Annotated in this window: 13 protein-coding genes; 1 reads left to right on the top strand and 12 read right to left on the bottom strand. The window is 72.7% G+C overall.

Annotated features, from left to right (window positions below; genetic code table 11):
• Positions 1–120: 120 nt before the first annotated feature.
• The 7 genes from NCI01_RS07100 to NCI01_RS07130 form a co-directional block, all read right to left on the bottom strand.
• Complete coding sequence (locus tag NCI01_RS07100) at positions 121–822, bottom strand: SRPBCC family protein (RefSeq protein ID WP_254180787.1); 702 nt, start codon at positions 820–822, stop codon at positions 121–123.
• A gap of 2 nt (positions 823–824) precedes the next feature.
• Positions 825–1,670, bottom strand: a complete 846-nt coding sequence (locus NCI01_RS07105; RefSeq protein WP_254180788.1) for an FAD binding domain-containing protein — start codon at positions 1,668–1,670, stop codon at positions 825–827.
• A complete protein-coding gene (locus tag NCI01_RS07110) occupies positions 1,667–4,141 on the bottom strand; it encodes a xanthine dehydrogenase family protein molybdopterin-binding subunit (protein WP_254180789.1) in 2,475 nt (824 codons plus the stop codon). The genes NCI01_RS07105 and NCI01_RS07110 overlap by 4 nt, the downstream gene beginning before the upstream one ends.
• Positions 4,138–4,623: a (2Fe-2S)-binding protein gene (locus tag NCI01_RS07115; protein ID WP_254180790.1), complete on the bottom strand. Its 486-nt coding sequence runs from the start codon at positions 4,621–4,623 to the stop codon at positions 4,138–4,140. The genes NCI01_RS07110 and NCI01_RS07115 overlap by 4 nt, the downstream gene beginning before the upstream one ends.
• A gap of 118 nt (positions 4,624–4,741) precedes the next feature.
• Positions 4,742–5,806 carry a ScyD/ScyE family protein gene (locus NCI01_RS07120; RefSeq protein ID WP_254180791.1) on the bottom strand — a complete coding sequence of 355 codons (1,065 nt, stop codon included), beginning with the start codon at positions 5,804–5,806 and terminating at the stop codon, positions 4,742–4,744.
• Between the two features lie 113 nt (positions 5,807–5,919).
• Positions 5,920–7,137, bottom strand: coding sequence for a sigma-54-dependent transcriptional regulator family protein (locus tag NCI01_RS07125; RefSeq protein WP_254180792.1), 1,218 nt, complete (start codon positions 7,135–7,137; stop codon positions 5,920–5,922).
• Between the two features lie 141 nt (positions 7,138–7,278).
• Positions 7,279–8,190, bottom strand: a complete 912-nt coding sequence (locus NCI01_RS07130; RefSeq protein ID WP_254180793.1) for an exonuclease/endonuclease/phosphatase family protein — start codon at positions 8,188–8,190, stop codon at positions 7,279–7,281.
• A gap of 467 nt (positions 8,191–8,657) precedes the next feature.
• Here NCI01_RS07130 and NCI01_RS07135 point away from each other — a divergent pair, with 467 nt between their 5' ends.
• A complete protein-coding gene (locus NCI01_RS07135) occupies positions 8,658–10,112 on the top strand; it encodes an HNH endonuclease signature motif containing protein (protein ID WP_254180794.1) in 1,455 nt (484 codons plus the stop codon).
• A gap of 245 nt (positions 10,113–10,357) precedes the next feature.
• Here the strand turns inward: NCI01_RS07135 and NCI01_RS07140 are convergent, their stop codons facing one another.
• The 5 genes from NCI01_RS07140 to NCI01_RS07160 form a co-directional block, all read right to left on the bottom strand.
• Positions 10,358–11,080, bottom strand: coding sequence for a PIG-L deacetylase family protein (locus NCI01_RS07140; protein WP_254180795.1), 723 nt, complete (start codon positions 11,078–11,080; stop codon positions 10,358–10,360).
• A 26-nt stretch (positions 11,081–11,106) separates the two neighbouring features.
• Entirely contained in the window at positions 11,107–12,240 is a 1,134-nt protein-coding gene (locus NCI01_RS07145; RefSeq protein ID WP_254180796.1) for an XdhC family protein, read from the bottom strand.
• On the bottom strand, positions 12,233–13,372 hold the full coding sequence (locus NCI01_RS07150; protein WP_254180797.1) for a vWA domain-containing protein: 1,140 nt from the start codon (positions 13,370–13,372) through the stop codon (positions 12,233–12,235). Before NCI01_RS07150 ends, NCI01_RS07145 begins: the two co-directional genes overlap by 8 nt.
• Positions 13,369–14,244: an AAA family ATPase gene (locus NCI01_RS07155; RefSeq protein ID WP_254180798.1), complete on the bottom strand. Its 876-nt coding sequence runs from the start codon at positions 14,242–14,244 to the stop codon at positions 13,369–13,371. Before NCI01_RS07155 ends, NCI01_RS07150 begins: the two co-directional genes overlap by 4 nt.
• Positions 14,245–14,307: 63 nt before the next feature.
• Positions 14,308–14,853 (bottom strand): nucleotidyltransferase family protein, encoded by a 546-nt coding sequence (locus NCI01_RS07160; protein WP_254180799.1) that lies wholly within the window; start codon positions 14,851–14,853, stop codon positions 14,308–14,310.
• Between the last annotated feature and the right edge of the window lie 15 nt (positions 14,854–14,868).

Here is a 14,868-nt window from a genome sequence, read left to right on the forward strand (position 1 = left end):
ATCAGTGAGCACCGCCGGAACGCCACCAGCGCCGACAGCAACGACCCGCCCCAAACCGCCCGACGACGAGCGGTCAGCCGCGCCTGCCCGCCCGCCCCCTTGACACAAGCAGACCGTTACTCAGGACCTCCGCAGCAGTCGGCGCAGCACGAGCAGGACGACGATCCCGGCCAGCGCCTGCCTCCAGTAGGTCCTCACCAGGACCGGGAGCACCGCGCTGCCGAGGTCGAGCGCCTCGGCCTCCCTCGGCGGAGCCGCTGGGGGCGGCGGGGGCGGCACAGCGGTCGGCCGCGCGGGCTGCACCGGCCCCGGGGCCGCTGGGGCCGCTGGGGCCGCGGGAGCCGCTGGGGCCGCCGCCTCCTCCGCCTCTGCCGCCTCCGGCGCACCCAGCCGCTGCTCAAGGCAGCTCACGAACTGCCCGAGCAGCTTGTCGGAGACGTCCTGCATCACCCCGCGCCCGAACTGCGCGGGCTTGCCGGTGATGGCGAGGTCGGTGTCCACCGAGACGTCGGTGGAGCCGCCGGCGTCGGTCATCGAGACGGTGACCTTCGCCCCCGCCGTGCCGTTGCCGCGCTTGTCCTTGCCCTTGGCATCGACCACGAAGCGGTGGGCGGCGGCGTCCTTCTCCACGAACGTGCCGCTGCCGTTGTACTGCAGCGCGATCGGACCGAGCTTCACCTTCACCGACCCGGAGAAGGAGTTCTCGTCGGCCTCGGTCACCTGGGCGCCCGGGAAGCACTCGGCGACCGAGGAGATGTCCTGGAAGTGCGCCCAGGTCTCCTCGACCCCGGTGGGGACGGTGAAGCGGTGGCTCAGCTCCACCCTCAGACCCCCGCTGCCCTGAGCACGGCCCGCCCGGTGAGGACGCGGGCCAGGTGCTGGCGGTAGTCGGCCGCGCCGTTGAGGTCCGACGGCGGGTGGGTCCCGTCGGCCGCGAGCTGCGCCGCCTCGCGTACGCCGTCCTCGGTCGCCGACACCCCGGCGAGGGCCTGCTCGGTGGCGGTCGCCCGGAGCGGGGTCGACCCCATGTTGGTCAGCCCGACCCGCGCCTCGTCGATCGAGCCGCGCACCGTCGCGGCGACCGCGACGATCGGCCACTGGTGGGCCACGCGGACGAACTTCTCGTAGTGGGCGCCCCAGCCGGTGTGCTTGGGGATCCGCACCTCGGTGAGGATCTCGTCGTCCCCGATGGCGGTCTCGAACAGGTCGACGAAGAAGTCGGAGGCCTCCACCGTGCGGGTGCCGCCGGGACCGGCGACCACGAACTGCGCGCCGAGCGCCAGCGCCGGCGCCCCGAGGTCGCCCGCGGGGTCGGCGTGCGCCAGCGCGCCGCCGAAGGTGCCACGGTGGCGGATCTGCGAGTCCGCGACCTCCGCGGCGGCCTTGGACAGCAGCAGGGCGTGCTGCTTGACCAGGTGGTCGTCGCGCACGTCGTGGTGGGTGGTCATGGCACCGATCACGATGGCGTCGCCGTCGTCGCGGATGCCCCGCAGGGACGAGATGCCGCCCAGGTCGATGACCACCTCGGGGGCGTTCAGCCGCATCCGCAGCACCGGGAGCAGGCTCTGCCCGCCGGCGAGGATCTTGGCGTCGTCGCCGTGCTCGCCGAGGGCGGCCAGCGCCTCCTCGACCGACGTCGGGGCGAGGTAGTCGAACTTGACCGGGATCACTGGCCTGCTCCTTCCGTGCTGTCCTGGTTGAGGGCGCCCTCCTGGAAGTGGGGCATCGCGTCCGAGGGCGTGTCGGTCGCTCCCCCGGCCCGGCTGCCCTCGATGGCGCGCCACACGCGCTCGGGCGTGCACGGCATCTGGATGTCGTTGATGCCGAGGTGTCGTACGGCGTCGACCACCGCGTTGACGACGGCCGGGGTGGAGGCGATGGTGCCCGCCTCGCCGACGCCCTTCGTGCCGAGGGTGTTGGTGGTGCACACGCTCGGGTCGTCGGTGTGCACGACGTCGAAGGAGATGGTGTCGGCCGCGGTCGGCAGCAGGTAGTCGACGAACGATCCGCTCACGAGCGTGCCGGACTCGTCGTGGACCGCTTCCTCCCAGAGTGCCTGGGCGATGCCCTGCACCAGTCCGCCGTGGACCTGGCCGGCGACGATCAGCGGGTTGATGATCGTGCCGATGTCGTCGCAGCAGGTGTACTTGCGCATCTTCACCGCACCGGTCTCGGTGTCCACCTCCATCGCGCACAGGTGCGTGCCGTGGGGGTAGTTGAAGTTCACCGGGTCGTAGGTCGCCTCGGCGTCGATGCTCGGCTCCATGTCCTCGGGATAGTTGTGCGCCGCGAACGCCGCCGTGGCGAGCTCCTGGATCGCCACTCCCTGGTCCGTGCCGCGGACGGTGAAGCGCCCGCCGGAGTAGTCGAGGTCGTCGGCGTTGGCCTCGAGCAGGTGCGCCGCGAGGTGCCGCGCCTTGTCGACGACCTTGTCGACCGCCTTGACCAGCGCCTCACCGCCGACCACCAGCGACCGCGACCCGTAGGTGTCGAGGCCTTTGTGCGAGATCTGCGTGTCGCCGTGCAGCACCTCGACGTCCTCGAACGGGACACCGAGCCGGTCGGCGACGATCTGGCTGAAGGCGGTCTCGTGGCCCTGCCCGTGGGCGCTGGCGCCGGTGACGATCTCGACCTTGCCGGTGGCCAGCATCCGCACGCTGGCGTGCTCCCAGCCGCCCGCGCCGTAGTCGAGGCTGCCGAGCACCCGGCTGGGCGCGAGGCCGCACATCTCGGTGAAGGTCGAGACGCCGATGCCGAGCTGGACCCGGTCGCCGCGCTCGCGCCGCTCCCGCTGCTCCGCACGGAGCGCGTCGTAGCCGAAGGACTCCTTGGCCTTGGCGGTCGCCGCCTCGTAGTTGCCGGTGTCGTACTCCAGGCCCGCCACCGTGGTGAACGGGAACTCCTCGTGGGTGATCCAGTTGCGCTCGCGGATCTCCAGCGGGTCGACCCCGACCTCCGCGGCGAGCTCGTCCATGAGCCGCTCGATGGCGTACGTCGCCTCCGGCCGGCCGGCGCCGCGGTAGGCGTCGGTCCAGGTGCTGTTGGTGAGCACCGTCTGGCACTCGAAGCGGTAGGCGGGGAACTTGTAGATGGCGTTGAACATGAAGGCGCCGAGCACCGGCACGCCCCCGCCCACGATGGAGATGTAGGCGCCCATGTCGGCGTCGAGGTGCACCTTGAGCCCGGTGACCTTGCCGTCCTTGTCGGCGGCGAGTGTCAGCGTCTGCACCTGGTCGCGGCCGTGGTGGGCCGACATGAGGCTCTCGCTGCGGGTCTCGGTGTACTTCACCGGCTTCGACAGCCGGCGCGCCACCGCCCATGCGATCCACTCCTCCGGCGTGGTCTGGAGCTTGCCGCCGAAACCACCACCGACGTCGGGGGCGATCACGCGGATCTTCGACTCCGGTACGCCGGTGGTGGCAGCCAGCGCGAACCGCAGGATGTGCGGGATCTGGGTCGCCGACCACATGGTGAGCTGCTCGCCCGTCGGGTCCACCACGACGCTGCGCGGCTCCATGAAGGCGGGGATGAGGCGCTGCTGGCGGTACTCGCGCTCGATGAGGATGCCGTTGCTGCGCGCCTCCTCGATGGCCGCCTCGACGTCGCTGCCCGTGCCGGCGTCGTTGGAGTCGAAGATCCACAGCGCCGACTTGTTGGTGCCGAGGTCGGGGTGGGCGAGCACCTCGTCCTTGAGGGCGTTCTTGATGCCCAGCACGGCCGGCTGCTCGTCGTACTCGACGTCGACGAGCTCGGCCGCGTCACGGGCCTCGGCCGCGCTGCGGGCCACGACGACGGCGACGACCTCACCGGCGAAGGCGACCCGGTCGGCCGGCATCGGCGAGTGCACCGGCGCCTTCTGGTCCGGGGTGATGGGCCAGGCGTTGATGTTGACGCCGAGCTCCTCGCCGAAGTCCTTGCCCGTCAGCACGGTCACCACGTTGGGCGAGGCCTTGGCGGCGTCGACGTCGATGGACGTGATGGTGGCGTGGGCGAAGGGGCTGCGCACCATCGCGAGGTGCAGCATGCCCGGGAGGGTGATGTTGTCGGTCCAGCGGGTGCGTCCGGTGATCAGCCGCTGGTCCTCCTTGCGGCGACGGTCCTTGCCGATCTCGGCGGCCGGCCGGTCCTGGGTCGCGGTCATGCCGACACACCTCCCGCCGTCTTGTCGGCGGCGTGGAGCACGCTCTTGACGATGTTGTGATACCCGGTGCAGCGGCAGAGGTTGCCCTCCATGCCGAGCCGCACCTCCTCCTCGCTCGGGTGCGGGTTCTCCGCGAGCAGGTCGACCGCCTGCATGATCATCCCCGGCGTGCAGAAGCCGCACTGGAGGCCGTGGCACTCGCGGAAGGACTCCTGGACCGGGTGCAGCTCGCCCTCCGCCGCGTCGGCGAGGCCCTCGATGGTGGTCACGGTGCGGCCGTTGGCCTGCACCGCGAGCACGTTGCACGACTTGACGCTCGTGCCGTCGAGGTGGACGGTGCACGCTCCGCAGTTCGAGGTGTCGCACCCGATCACGGTTCCGGTCTTGCCGAGCTTCTCCCGCAGGTACTGCACCAGCAGCATCCGGGGCTCGACGTCGTCGGAGACCGCGGCCCCGTCGACGGTGAGTTCGATCTTGGTCATGCGTCTCCTCCGTGCGTGTGAGGTGGATCACTCGACGCCGACGCTAGGCCGGGTCGGTTGGCACCCGGTTGGTCGGTGCAGACCGGGTCCGCCACCCCACACGCACGGAGGTCACTGCTCAGTAGCGCAGCACGACGCCCTTCGGCTTCTGCGACAGGACCTGCGCGCTGACGAAGAGGTCGCCGTCGGCCCACTCGACCGCAGCCGGCATCATCACCTCGGCGTAGGGCTTGGCCTTCGTGGCACCGGCCTTGATGCGCGAGACCTGGCCGCCGAAGAGCTGGGCGACGTAGACGTCGCCGTTGTCCGCCACCGCGACACCGGTCGCGCCGGCGAAGCCGGAGGCGACCTCACGGACCTTGCCGGTCTTGGCCTTCACCTTGACCAGGCGACCCTGCGCGCCGGTGCTGCCGTCCTCAGGACCTCCGGGGAGCAGCGTGACGTAGAGCCAGCCGCCCTTGCCCACCTCGACGTCGGTCGGCACCGGCTCGAAGTTGAACGTCTTGCCCACCGTGCAGGCCGGGAGCTTGGTGGCCGCGGCCGCCTCCGCGGTGACGACCACCGGCACGGGCGGCAGGACCGCCAGGGTCTTGACCTTGCCGTTGGGCTTGACCGACAGGATCGTGTTGCCGGCCGCGTCGGCGACGTAGGTCGTGCCCTTGTGCACGGTCGAGCCGTAGGGGTGCGACTCCACGACGCCCGTGTAGGACGCGGGCACCTCCGGCGGCATCTGCGCGGCACAGGCGGGGTCGAGACCACCCTCGAAGCCGTAGGCGACGTCGGCGTCGGGGTTGCGGTCGGCCTCGAAGGCCGAGAGGTCGGCCACCTTCGTGGGCTTCGAGCCCGGGCGCATCGACCACAGGGCGGTCTTCGCTCCCTTGGTCGTGGCGAACCGGACGGTGCCGCCGGCCTCGGAGACGGCGCCGACCTCGGTGCCCTTCTTCGCAGCGAACACCACCTCCGGCTTGGCCCCGGGCGCGACCGCAGTGAGCAGCCCGGCGAAGTTCTGGGCGACGTAGGCGGTGCCGTCGCCGGCGACGACCATGCTGAGCGGCGAGACCAGCTTCTTCGCCACCGTCGTCGGCTCGGGCGCCGTGGCGGCACCCGCGGTGGGGCTGCCCAGGAGGCTCCCCGTGAGCAGGACGACGGCTCCTGCCGCCATCGCTCGTCGTGTTGCGGTCATTCTTGCTCCCTCGTACGTGGCCGCACCCCCCGGTGCGGCGCCTCGACGCAGGATCGTGCACCGCTACCCGAGCGGTCCACTGCATTTACTCGATCTACCCAGAATGGGAGGGCTCAGCGCAGGCTGGCGAGCTTCCCTTTCAGGAGGGGGGCGACCGGGTGGTGCACCGGCAGGGCCGCCAGGCACGCCTCGACCACTGCGGTGTCGTAGGGCGCGAGCTCGCTGTAGCGCAGCACCGCGTCGGCGTCCGGGTGCGCCAGCAGGGCCTCCCGCACGCTGACGGCGAGGTAGTCGCCCATCTGCACGAGGGCGGGCGAGTCGGTGCCGGGGAGCAGGTCGCCACCGTAGGCCCGCACGGCGGCACGTACGTCGCCCCGGCGGAGCAGCCGCTGCACCTCCTCGACGTCGGTCGTCACGGGCATGGTGAGCCGGTAGGGACGCGAGGAGAGCTGCCCCGCGAGGGCCGCGCGCAGGTGCGAGACCTCTGCCTTCAGCGTCGAGGTGGTGACCGACGCGTCGCCGTAGAGCAGGGCGTGCAGGTGCTCGACCGAGAGGCCGGCGGGGTGGAGGGCGAGCAGGGCGAGGATCTCGGTCTGCCGCCGGTTGAGCAGGAGCCGTTGCCCGTCGAGCCAGACCTGGGCGGTGCCGAGCAGGGTCAGGGTGAGGCCGGGCTCGGCCGGCGCGACGTCCCCGCCCAGCGTCGTACGACGATCAGCGGGGAGCGCGCCCTCGATGAGTCGCGCCATCACGCGTGCGGTCGCGAGCCCGATGGGGTGGGTGCGGTCCCAGGTCGTCGACAGGTCGATCACCCCGAGCGAGCGGCCGGTCACCGGGTCGAACACCGGGGCCGCCCAGCAGACCCAGTTGTGCACCACCTCGGCGTAGTGCTCGGCGCTGAAGACCATCGACGGAGCGCCCGTGCGGCCCGCGATGGCCAGCGCGTTGGTGCCGACGCTCCGCTCGTCCCACCGGCCGCCCGGGACGAAGTTCACCGACTCGGCCTTGCGCCGCATGACGCGTCCCCCGTAGGTCCAGAGGATCCGGGTCTGGTCGTCGGTCACGGCAATGACCAGGTCGCCGTCCTCGGCGGTGCGCCGCAGCTCGTCCTGGACCCGGGACACCGCGGTCTGCAGCGGCGAGGCGGCCCAGAAGTCGGCCGTGTCGCCCTCGTCGTCGAGCGGCGCCTGCGCCACCCCCGGCGAGACGACGCCCGAGAGCTCCCAGCTGCGGAGGATCTCGGGCCGCACCGCGTCGGCGTCGCCGGCCTCGACGAAGCGCGTCCAGGCGCGGACGGCGTCCACGCGTCGGGCGTGCAGGTCATCGCTGGTCATGGCGGCTCCCGGTGGTCGCGGCCAACCTAGCCCGAGTGTGACGAGCACAACAGGGATTGCGTCAGGAGGTCGCCCGGAGGTCGCTCGTGGAGCGGGTGCCGCCCGGCCTGGGCAGCCCGGACCGGGGCAGCCCGGCCCGGCTCAGCGGGCGCGCGCGAAGGTGGCGACGATGCCCGGGTGGTCGGTGACCAGGTTGCGGTAGGAGAGGAACGAGTGGATGCGGAAGGCCGAGTCGCGCTCGCCCATCACGTAGTCGATGCCGGATCCACCCTTGCGGCCGGTGTAGTTGGTCTCCAGGCGCAAGGGCCTGGTGATCCGCCCCTTGACGAGGTGGTCGCCCGTGTCCCGGTTCTCCGTGACGTTGCAGTCGCACATCGCGACGAACTGCTGGGGCTTCGGGGCGTCCTCCTTGAGGAAGCGGACCCGGCTGGCCATCCGCCACATCGCCTGGACCCCGCCGCGGTTGGCGTAGTTGGGTCCGCCGGTGCGACGGTTGTGGAGGTGGTTGGGCAGGTGGAAGCTCACGGCGCGGATCGTGTGGCCGGTCTGCCGGTGCCGGAGCACGGCCACCACGCCGTACTGGTCGTGGGCGATCTGCCCGGTCTGCCTGCGCCAGGTCGTGCCGGTCAACAGCGCGGCCCAGGTCTTCCTGAGCTCCCAGACGTCCTTGTCGAAGGCGATCGGGTTGTCGTCGGTGCCGGTCGGGCCCTTCGGCATCAGCAGGGTCCACGACTTCGGCAGGGCCGCGCGCAGCGCCGGGCGGCTGAAGAGCCGCTCCTGGAAACCGATGACCGAGGCCTCGCCGTCGAGCACCTGGCCGATGTCGTGGCGCATGCCCGCGACCCGCATGCCCTTCTTGAGGTTGAGCGTCGCGACGGCGAAGCGCTCACCCGAGGCGTACGCCCGCTTCCGCTCCTTGTCACCCTTGTCGCCCTTGTCGCCCGCCTGTGCGGGAGCGCCGCCCAGCGCCAGGCCGGCCAGCAGCAGGGCGGCCAGGACGGCGAGGACGGTCGGGCGGACGAGGGCACGGGGCAGCACGGGGGTGGAAAACATCCCGAAGAAGGTAGGCGAGGTGCTGCGCCAGCACCAACTCGGCGCCCACCTCGCCGGTCGAGTGGCCCGCGAGGAACGAGCGGGCGTATCGAGATCCCCCACCCCCGCCGCCCTCGCTGGTCGAGTAGCCCGCGAGGAACGAGCGGGCGTATCGAGACCCCGCACCCCGCTGGTTGAGGAGGGACGAAGTCCCCTCACCGCCCGCTGGTGGCGCCCGCGTTAGTCGTTGGTCGAGTAGCCCGCGAGGAACGCGCGGGCGTATCGAGACCCCTCGCCCGCCGCCCTCGTTGGTCGAGTAGCCCGCGAGGAACGAGCGGGCGTATCGAGACCCAGCACCCGCCACCCTCGCTGGTTCAGGAGGGACGAAGTCCCGTCCCGAAACGCGTCCGAAAGTCGCTCAGCGACCGTCCACACCCGGGCCGTTTCGGCAGCGGCCGCTGTCGGTGGTCCACCGTACAATCGAACACATGATCGAAACGCTGGCGGGGCCCGGAGCAGGTGAGGTCGAAGACCTCACCGCCGCTGGTCTGCTCGCGACGATCAAGGCCTCCCGCGACGCCGAGCAGGCCGAGGCCGCCCGCCAGCTCCTCCTCGCCGCGCAGTGGGCCGACCTGCACCCGCCGGAGTCGATCCACGACGCGGCCGTGTTCTCGATCCCCGCCGGCGGCCGGGAGCACGAGGAGCCCATCGCGGGTGAGGGATGCCCGCTGGTGGCCGAGTTCTGCGTCGCCGAGCTCGGCGGCGTCCTCGGGGTGTCCACGACGGCGGCGAAGAAGCTCATCGGCCACTCCCTCGAGCTGCGCCACCGCCTCCCACGCCTGTGGGCACAGGTCTACGCCGGCCGGGTCCCAGCCTGGCGGGCCCGCGCGGTGGCCGAGACCACCATCCACTCGTGCCCGTCGCTGACCCGTGAGGCGGCGGCGTTCGTCGACGCCCAGGTCGCCGCCGTGGCCGGGAAGGTCGGCCCCGCCCAGCTCGACCGGCTCGTCGCGGAGGCGATCAAGCGCTACGACCTCGCCGAGCCTGACCCGACAGCGGATCCGGAGGACGGTTGGCTCCACGTCGACCCCCGCCACGCCAGCATCGACACCCAGGACGTCCACTACGCCGGGACGATGCGGATGGAGGCCGAGCTCGGCATCGCCGACGCTCTCGACGTCGACCGCGCCCTGGCCCACGGTGCGGCCACGTTGAAGGCACTCGGTTCCACCGAGTCGCTGAACGTCCGCCGGGCCAAGGCCCTCGGGGACCTGGCCCGCACCCAGACCGCCCTCGACCTCCACACCCAAGGCACCGGCACCGCGGCCACCGACACCGACACCAGCACCGACAGCGACACGGGCGCCGACCCGCAGCGCTTGCCGGCCGCGCGGGAGGTCGTGCTCCACGTCCACGTCGACGCCACCTGGTCCGGCGACACCACCGTCTTCGGACCGACCGGACGGCTCGAGGAGGGCCAGCGGCTGGTGCTGCTGGACCAGATCAGGTCGTGGTGTGCCGACTCCCGGACGAAGGTCACCATCAAGCCCGTCATCGACCTCAACACCCAGCTGCACGCCGACGCCTACAAGGTCCCCGACAAGCTCCGCGAGCAGGTCATCCTCCGAGACCGCACCTGCGTCTTCCCGTGGTGCACCCGCCCCGCGCGGCGAGCCGACATCGACCACGTCATCCCGCACGACCCCGACGCGCAAGCCGAAGGTCGGCCCCAACCCGGACCCACCGCCACGTGGAACCTGGCCTGCCTGTGCCGGTTCCACCACCGGTTGAAGACGCACTCGGCCTGGCGCTACGCGATGGTCGCACCCGGGATCTACGAGTGGACCAGCCCGCACGGCTACCGCTACCGCCGCGACCGCACCGGCACGAGCTCGATCGACCAAGCTGATCCGCCCGGCATCCCACGCCCCCGCCGACCATGACCCCGCCCCACCACCCCGCCAGCCACCACTGACGGGGTCACAGGCACGTCCGGATCAATACGCAGGCCAGTCAGCAGACCGCGGACGTACCGCCGGGTGCCCCGCGCCGCCTCACCGCGCCGCCTCACCGCGCCGCCTCACCGCGCCGCCTCACCGCGCCGCCTCACCGCGCCGCCTCACCGCGCCGCCTCACCGCGCCGCCTCACCGCGCCGCCTCACCGCGCCCCCGACCAACCGACCCAGCTTCACCGCGCCGGACGACGGATGAACCACTCCGTCGACAGAAGTGCCTGACGGTCGATCGGCGACAGGCGGGCGACGAGCCCGGGAAGAGCGCCGCGGTCGACCTCCGAGCGGTGGGCCAGGATGGCGGCCACCTTCTGCTCCAGCCACGGCGAGACGTCCACCCGGTCGGTGACGTCCTCGTCGGGAGTCGCGTTCACGGCTCTGCGGGCGCCGACGATCTGCTCGATCGTCTCCACCGACGTGAGCGGGTGGGTCGCCAGGTACACAGCGCTGGGCGCCCAAGGACGGCCAGCGTCGGGATGGATGTCCAGGCCGGCTGCCTCGGCGGCCAGCACGGTCACGCGATGGGTCTGCACATGGTCTGGGTGTCCGGTCAGGCCGCCGAGGGCGTCGAACGTCACCAGCGCCTCCGGACGGAACTCGCGGATCTGCACCACGAGCCGGTGCACGGCCTCGTCCAGCGGCACGTCGCACCAGCGAGGCCGGCCCGGCGCAGACTCCGGGGCCTTCGCATCGGCGTACCCGAGCAGCCTCGGCTCGCCGGCGCCGAGGATCCGCAGCGCCTCAGCCAGCTCGGCCGCTCGCTGCGTGCTCGGCGCCCACGTGGCGGTGACGACGGCCGTCCGCGCCCCCGCCGCGGCATGTCGGGCCAGGATGCCGCCCGCGGCCAGCGACTCGTCGTCCGGATGCCCGAACACGGCCACCAGGCTCGACAGCTCCACGACAGCGACCTCCCCGAGGGACGCAGTCAGTCGTCGTGGTGGATGCGCCCCTGGGTCGCGGCCAGCCGCTCCCCCGAGCCACCCCACTGGCGCGCCACGATCTCGGCCGCGATCGACACCGCGGTCTCCTCGGGGGTGCGGGCACCGAGGTCGAGGCCGATCGGCGAGGACAGCAGCGACAGCTCGGCCTCGTCCAGGCCGGCCTCGACAAGTCGTGCCATCCGCTCGTCGTGCGTGCGGCGCGAGCCCATCGCACCGATGTAGCCGGGGCGCAGGTCGTCGTCGAGGCGCAGCGCGACCTCGAGCAGCGGCACGTCGAACTTCGGGTCGTGGGTGAGGACCGCCAAGACGGTGCGCCGGTCGATGCGTCCGGCGTCGACCTCGGCCTGCAGGTAGCGGTGCGGCCAGTCGACGACGACCTCGTCGGCTCCCGGGAACCGCGACGTCGTCGCGAAGACGGGACGGGCGTCGCACACCGTGACGTGGTAGCCGAGGAAGGAGCCGACCTTGGCGACGGCGGCCGCGAAGTCGATGGCACCGAAGACCAGCATCCGCGGCTTGGGGGCGAAGCCCCAGACGAAGACCCGCATGCCCTCGCCGCGCCGCTCGCCGTCGGGGCCGTAGGTCAGCGTGGCGTTGGTGCCCGCCGCCAGCAGTCCGAGGGCGTCGTCGTGGACCGCGGCGTCGGCGCGCGGCGAGCCGAGGCTGCCGTCGGCCGGGCCCTCCGGCCGCACCACCAGGCGGCGCCCCACCCAGGTCGGGTCGGGGTGCTCGATCACGGTCGCCAGGGCCACCGGTCGGCCGGCCTCGATGTCGGCGGCGACCTCGCCCAGCTGGGGGAAGCTCTCCCGCGACACCCGCTCGACGAAGACGTCGAGGATGCCGCCGCAGGTGAGCCCGACCGCGAACGCGTCGTCGTCGGAGACGCCGTAGCGCTCCAGCACCGGCTCTCCGGTGGCGACCACCGACTGCGCCAGCTCGTAGACCGCGCCCTCGACGCAGCCTCCCGACACCGAGCCGACGGCCGTGTCGTCGGGGCCGACCAGCATGGACGCGCCGGCGGGCCGCGGGGCGGAGCGGAAGGTCGCCACCACGGTGCCGACCCCGACCGTCTCGCCGGCCTCCCACCACTGCATCAGCTCGGGCAGCACGTCACGCACGTGCGATCACCTCCGTCAGCTCGGCGAAGGTCGCCAGCGAGTGCCCGGCGAGGAAGTCGTCGCAGTGCGGCAGCGCGGCCACGACGCCGCCCTGGAGCGGCTCGTAGCCCGCCTTGCCGCGGTGCGGGTTGACCCACACCACCCGGTGGGCGACCCGCTGGAGCCGCTCCATCTGCTCACCGAGGAGCCCCGCGTCACCGCGCTCCCACCCGTCGCTGAAGACGACGACCACGGCGCCGCGCGCCATCCCGCGCTGCCCCCACCGGTCGAGGAAGACCCGCAGCGTCTCCCCCAGCCGGGTGCCGCCGGACCAGTCCGGCACGACCTCGCCGGCCGCGATGATGGCGCGGTCGGCGTCGGGAGTCCCGAACGCGCGGGTGACGTGGGTCAGCCGGGTGCCGACGGTGAAGGTCTCGACCGTGCCGCCCGAGTGGCGCGCCGAGCGGGTGAGCCGGTGGGCCAGGCGCAGGAGCGCGTCGGCGTACGGAGTCATGGACCCGCTGACGTCGACCAGCAGCACCACCCGGCGCGGACGGGTGCCGCGCCGGCGCCAGGCGATCTGCCCGGGCTCGCCGAGGTGGCGCAGCGAGTTGCGCAGGGTGCGCGAGGCGTCGAGCTCGCCGCGGTGCCAGCGGCGGTGCCGGGCCGTACGACGCTCCGGCGGGTGCAGCGAGAGCCGGACGAACATCCCCGCGAGGCGCCGCTTCTCGGCCGCGTCGAGCGAGGCGACGTCGCGGTGCTGGAGGACCTCGGCCTCCGACGCCATCGCGCGGACCACGTCCTCCTCCTCGGTCCCGCCGGCGCCACCGCCCTCGGCCTCGGGCAGCAGGTGGGCGGTCGACGGACGCGAGGTCTCGCGCTGGCGGGCCTGCGGCAGCCCGTCGCGCGGGTCGAACCACGCCGCGAACACCTGGTCGTAGCGCGCGAGGTCGTCGGGCGACCCGCAGAGCGTGGCCCTCCCGGCCCAGTAGGTCGCCTGGCGGTCGTCGGCACCGACGACGGACACCGCCGCCAGGAACCCGTGGGCTCGGTCCTGCGTCACCGGCACCCCGGAGGCCCGCAGCGCCCGGGTGAACCCGAGCAGCACCTCGTCGGCGCCGTGGCGCACGGTGCTCGCGTCGGGGAGGCTCATCGCGAGAGCATCCGGTCCAGCGCGGCCCGCACCCGGTCGGCGTCCTCGCGGTACTTCAGCAGGGCACCGAGGGTCGCGGCCGCCGACGCCAGGTCGAGGTCGGTGGTGCCGAGGTAGGTGAGAGCGCGCGCCCAGTCGAGCGTCTCGGCCACGCCCGGCGGCTTGAGCAGGTCGTCGCGCTGCCGGAGCTGCTGCACGACCTCGACAACCTGGCGCGCCAGCGCCTGGCTGACCTCGGGGGCGCGGGAGCGGACGATCTCGACCTCGCGCTCGAGACCCGGGTGGTCGATCCAGTGGTAGAGGCAGCGGCGCTTGAGGGCGTCGTGCAGCTCGCGGGTGCGGTTGGAGGTCAGCACGACCAGGGGCGGCTCGGGGGCGGTGACCGTGCCGAACTCGGGGATGGTCACCTGCCAGGTCGACAGGACCTCCAGCAGGAACGCCTCGAACTCGTCGTCGGCGCGGTCGACCTCGTCGACCAGCAGCACCGCCGGCGCCTGCCGGAGCGCGGCGAGGACGGGTCGCGCGAGCAGGAAGCGCTCGTCGTAGAGGCTCTTCTCCGCCTCGTCGGGGTCGACGTCGCCGCCCGCCTCGAGCGCCCGCAGGTGCAGGATCTGGCGGGGGAAGTCCCAGTCGTAGAGGGCCTGGCTGGCGTCGATGCCCTCGTAGCACTGCAGCCGCACCAGGGGCAGCTCCAGGCTCTGCGCGAGCGCCTCGGCGAGCGCCGTCTTGCCGGTGCCGGGCTCGCCCTCCAGGAGCAGCGGGCGCTGCATCCGCGCGGCGAGGAAGACGACGGTCGCCAGCTCGTCGTCGGAGAGGTAGCCGGTCGCGCCCAGCCGGGCCGCGACGTCGGCGGCGGAGTCGATCCCCTGCATGTGGCTCAGGCTACGACCCACCACGTTGGCCGGACGTTGGCCGGGACGTCCTCGACAGCCGGGTCACCGCGAGTCGACGTCGGCGCCGGTCGCGAGGTCGCCGCACTCGACCAGCTCCACCTGGTGCGCCGCGAGGTAGTCGCGCGCCCCGCGGTCTCCGGTCGCCGACGCCATCACGCCGGCCCAGTGGTCGCGGCCGAGGAGCACCGGGTGTCCCGGCACCCCGTCGTACGACGCCCGCGCGAGACTCGTGCGTCCCTGCGCGGCGTCGAGCACGCGGAGCACCACGGCCGCGTCGACGTCGGGGAGGTCGACCAGGGAGACGATCACGGAGTCGTGGTCGGTGTAGGAGAGCGCCTCGAGCCCCGTGCGCAGGGAGGCGCCCATCCCCTCGGCCCAGTCGTCGCAGCGGATGCGCGAGACCGACATCGGCAGCAGCGCCGCTGCACGCCCTGCCTCTGCCCCCAGCACCACCACGATCTCCTCGCACGGGAGCAGCGCCTGCACCGCGCGCAGCAGCCACGAGGTGCCGTCGTCGTCGCGAGCCAGCGCCTTGGGGCCGCCGAAGCGCCTCCCCCCTCCTGCGGCGAGCAGCAGTCCGACGGTCACCCGGGCAGCATCCCC

Source organism: Nocardioides pinisoli, assembly GCF_024199985.1.
Taxonomy (GTDB): domain Bacteria; phylum Actinomycetota; class Actinomycetes; order Propionibacteriales; family Nocardioidaceae; genus Nocardioides; species Nocardioides pinisoli.

Bases quoted from the DNA above. Each gene is read 5' to 3' on its own strand.
- NCI01_RS07120 (WP_254180791.1), bottom strand. From the start codon at position 5,806: ATGACCGCAACACGACGAGCGATGGCGGCAGGAGCCGTCGTCCTGCTC.
- NCI01_RS07150 (WP_254180797.1), bottom strand. From the start codon at position 13,372: ATGAGCCTCCCCGACGCGAGCACCGTGCGCCACGGCGCCGACGAGGTG.
- NCI01_RS07135 (WP_254180794.1), top strand. From the start codon at position 8,658: ATGATCGAAACGCTGGCGGGGCCCGGAGCAGGTGAGGTCGAAGACCTC.
- NCI01_RS07130 (WP_254180793.1), bottom strand. From the start codon at position 8,190: ATGTTTTCCACCCCCGTGCTGCCCCGTGCCCTCGTCCGCCCGACCGTC.
- NCI01_RS07125 (WP_254180792.1), bottom strand. From the start codon at position 7,137: ATGACCAGCGATGACCTGCACGCCCGACGCGTGGACGCCGTCCGCGCC.
- NCI01_RS07115 (WP_254180790.1), bottom strand. From the start codon at position 4,623: ATGACCAAGATCGAACTCACCGTCGACGGGGCCGCGGTCTCCGACGAC.
- NCI01_RS07110 (WP_254180789.1), bottom strand. From the start codon at position 4,141: ATGACCGCGACCCAGGACCGGCCGGCCGCCGAGATCGGCAAGGACCGT.
- NCI01_RS07155 (WP_254180798.1), bottom strand. From the start codon at position 14,244: ATGCAGGGGATCGACTCCGCCGCCGACGTCGCGGCCCGGCTGGGCGCG.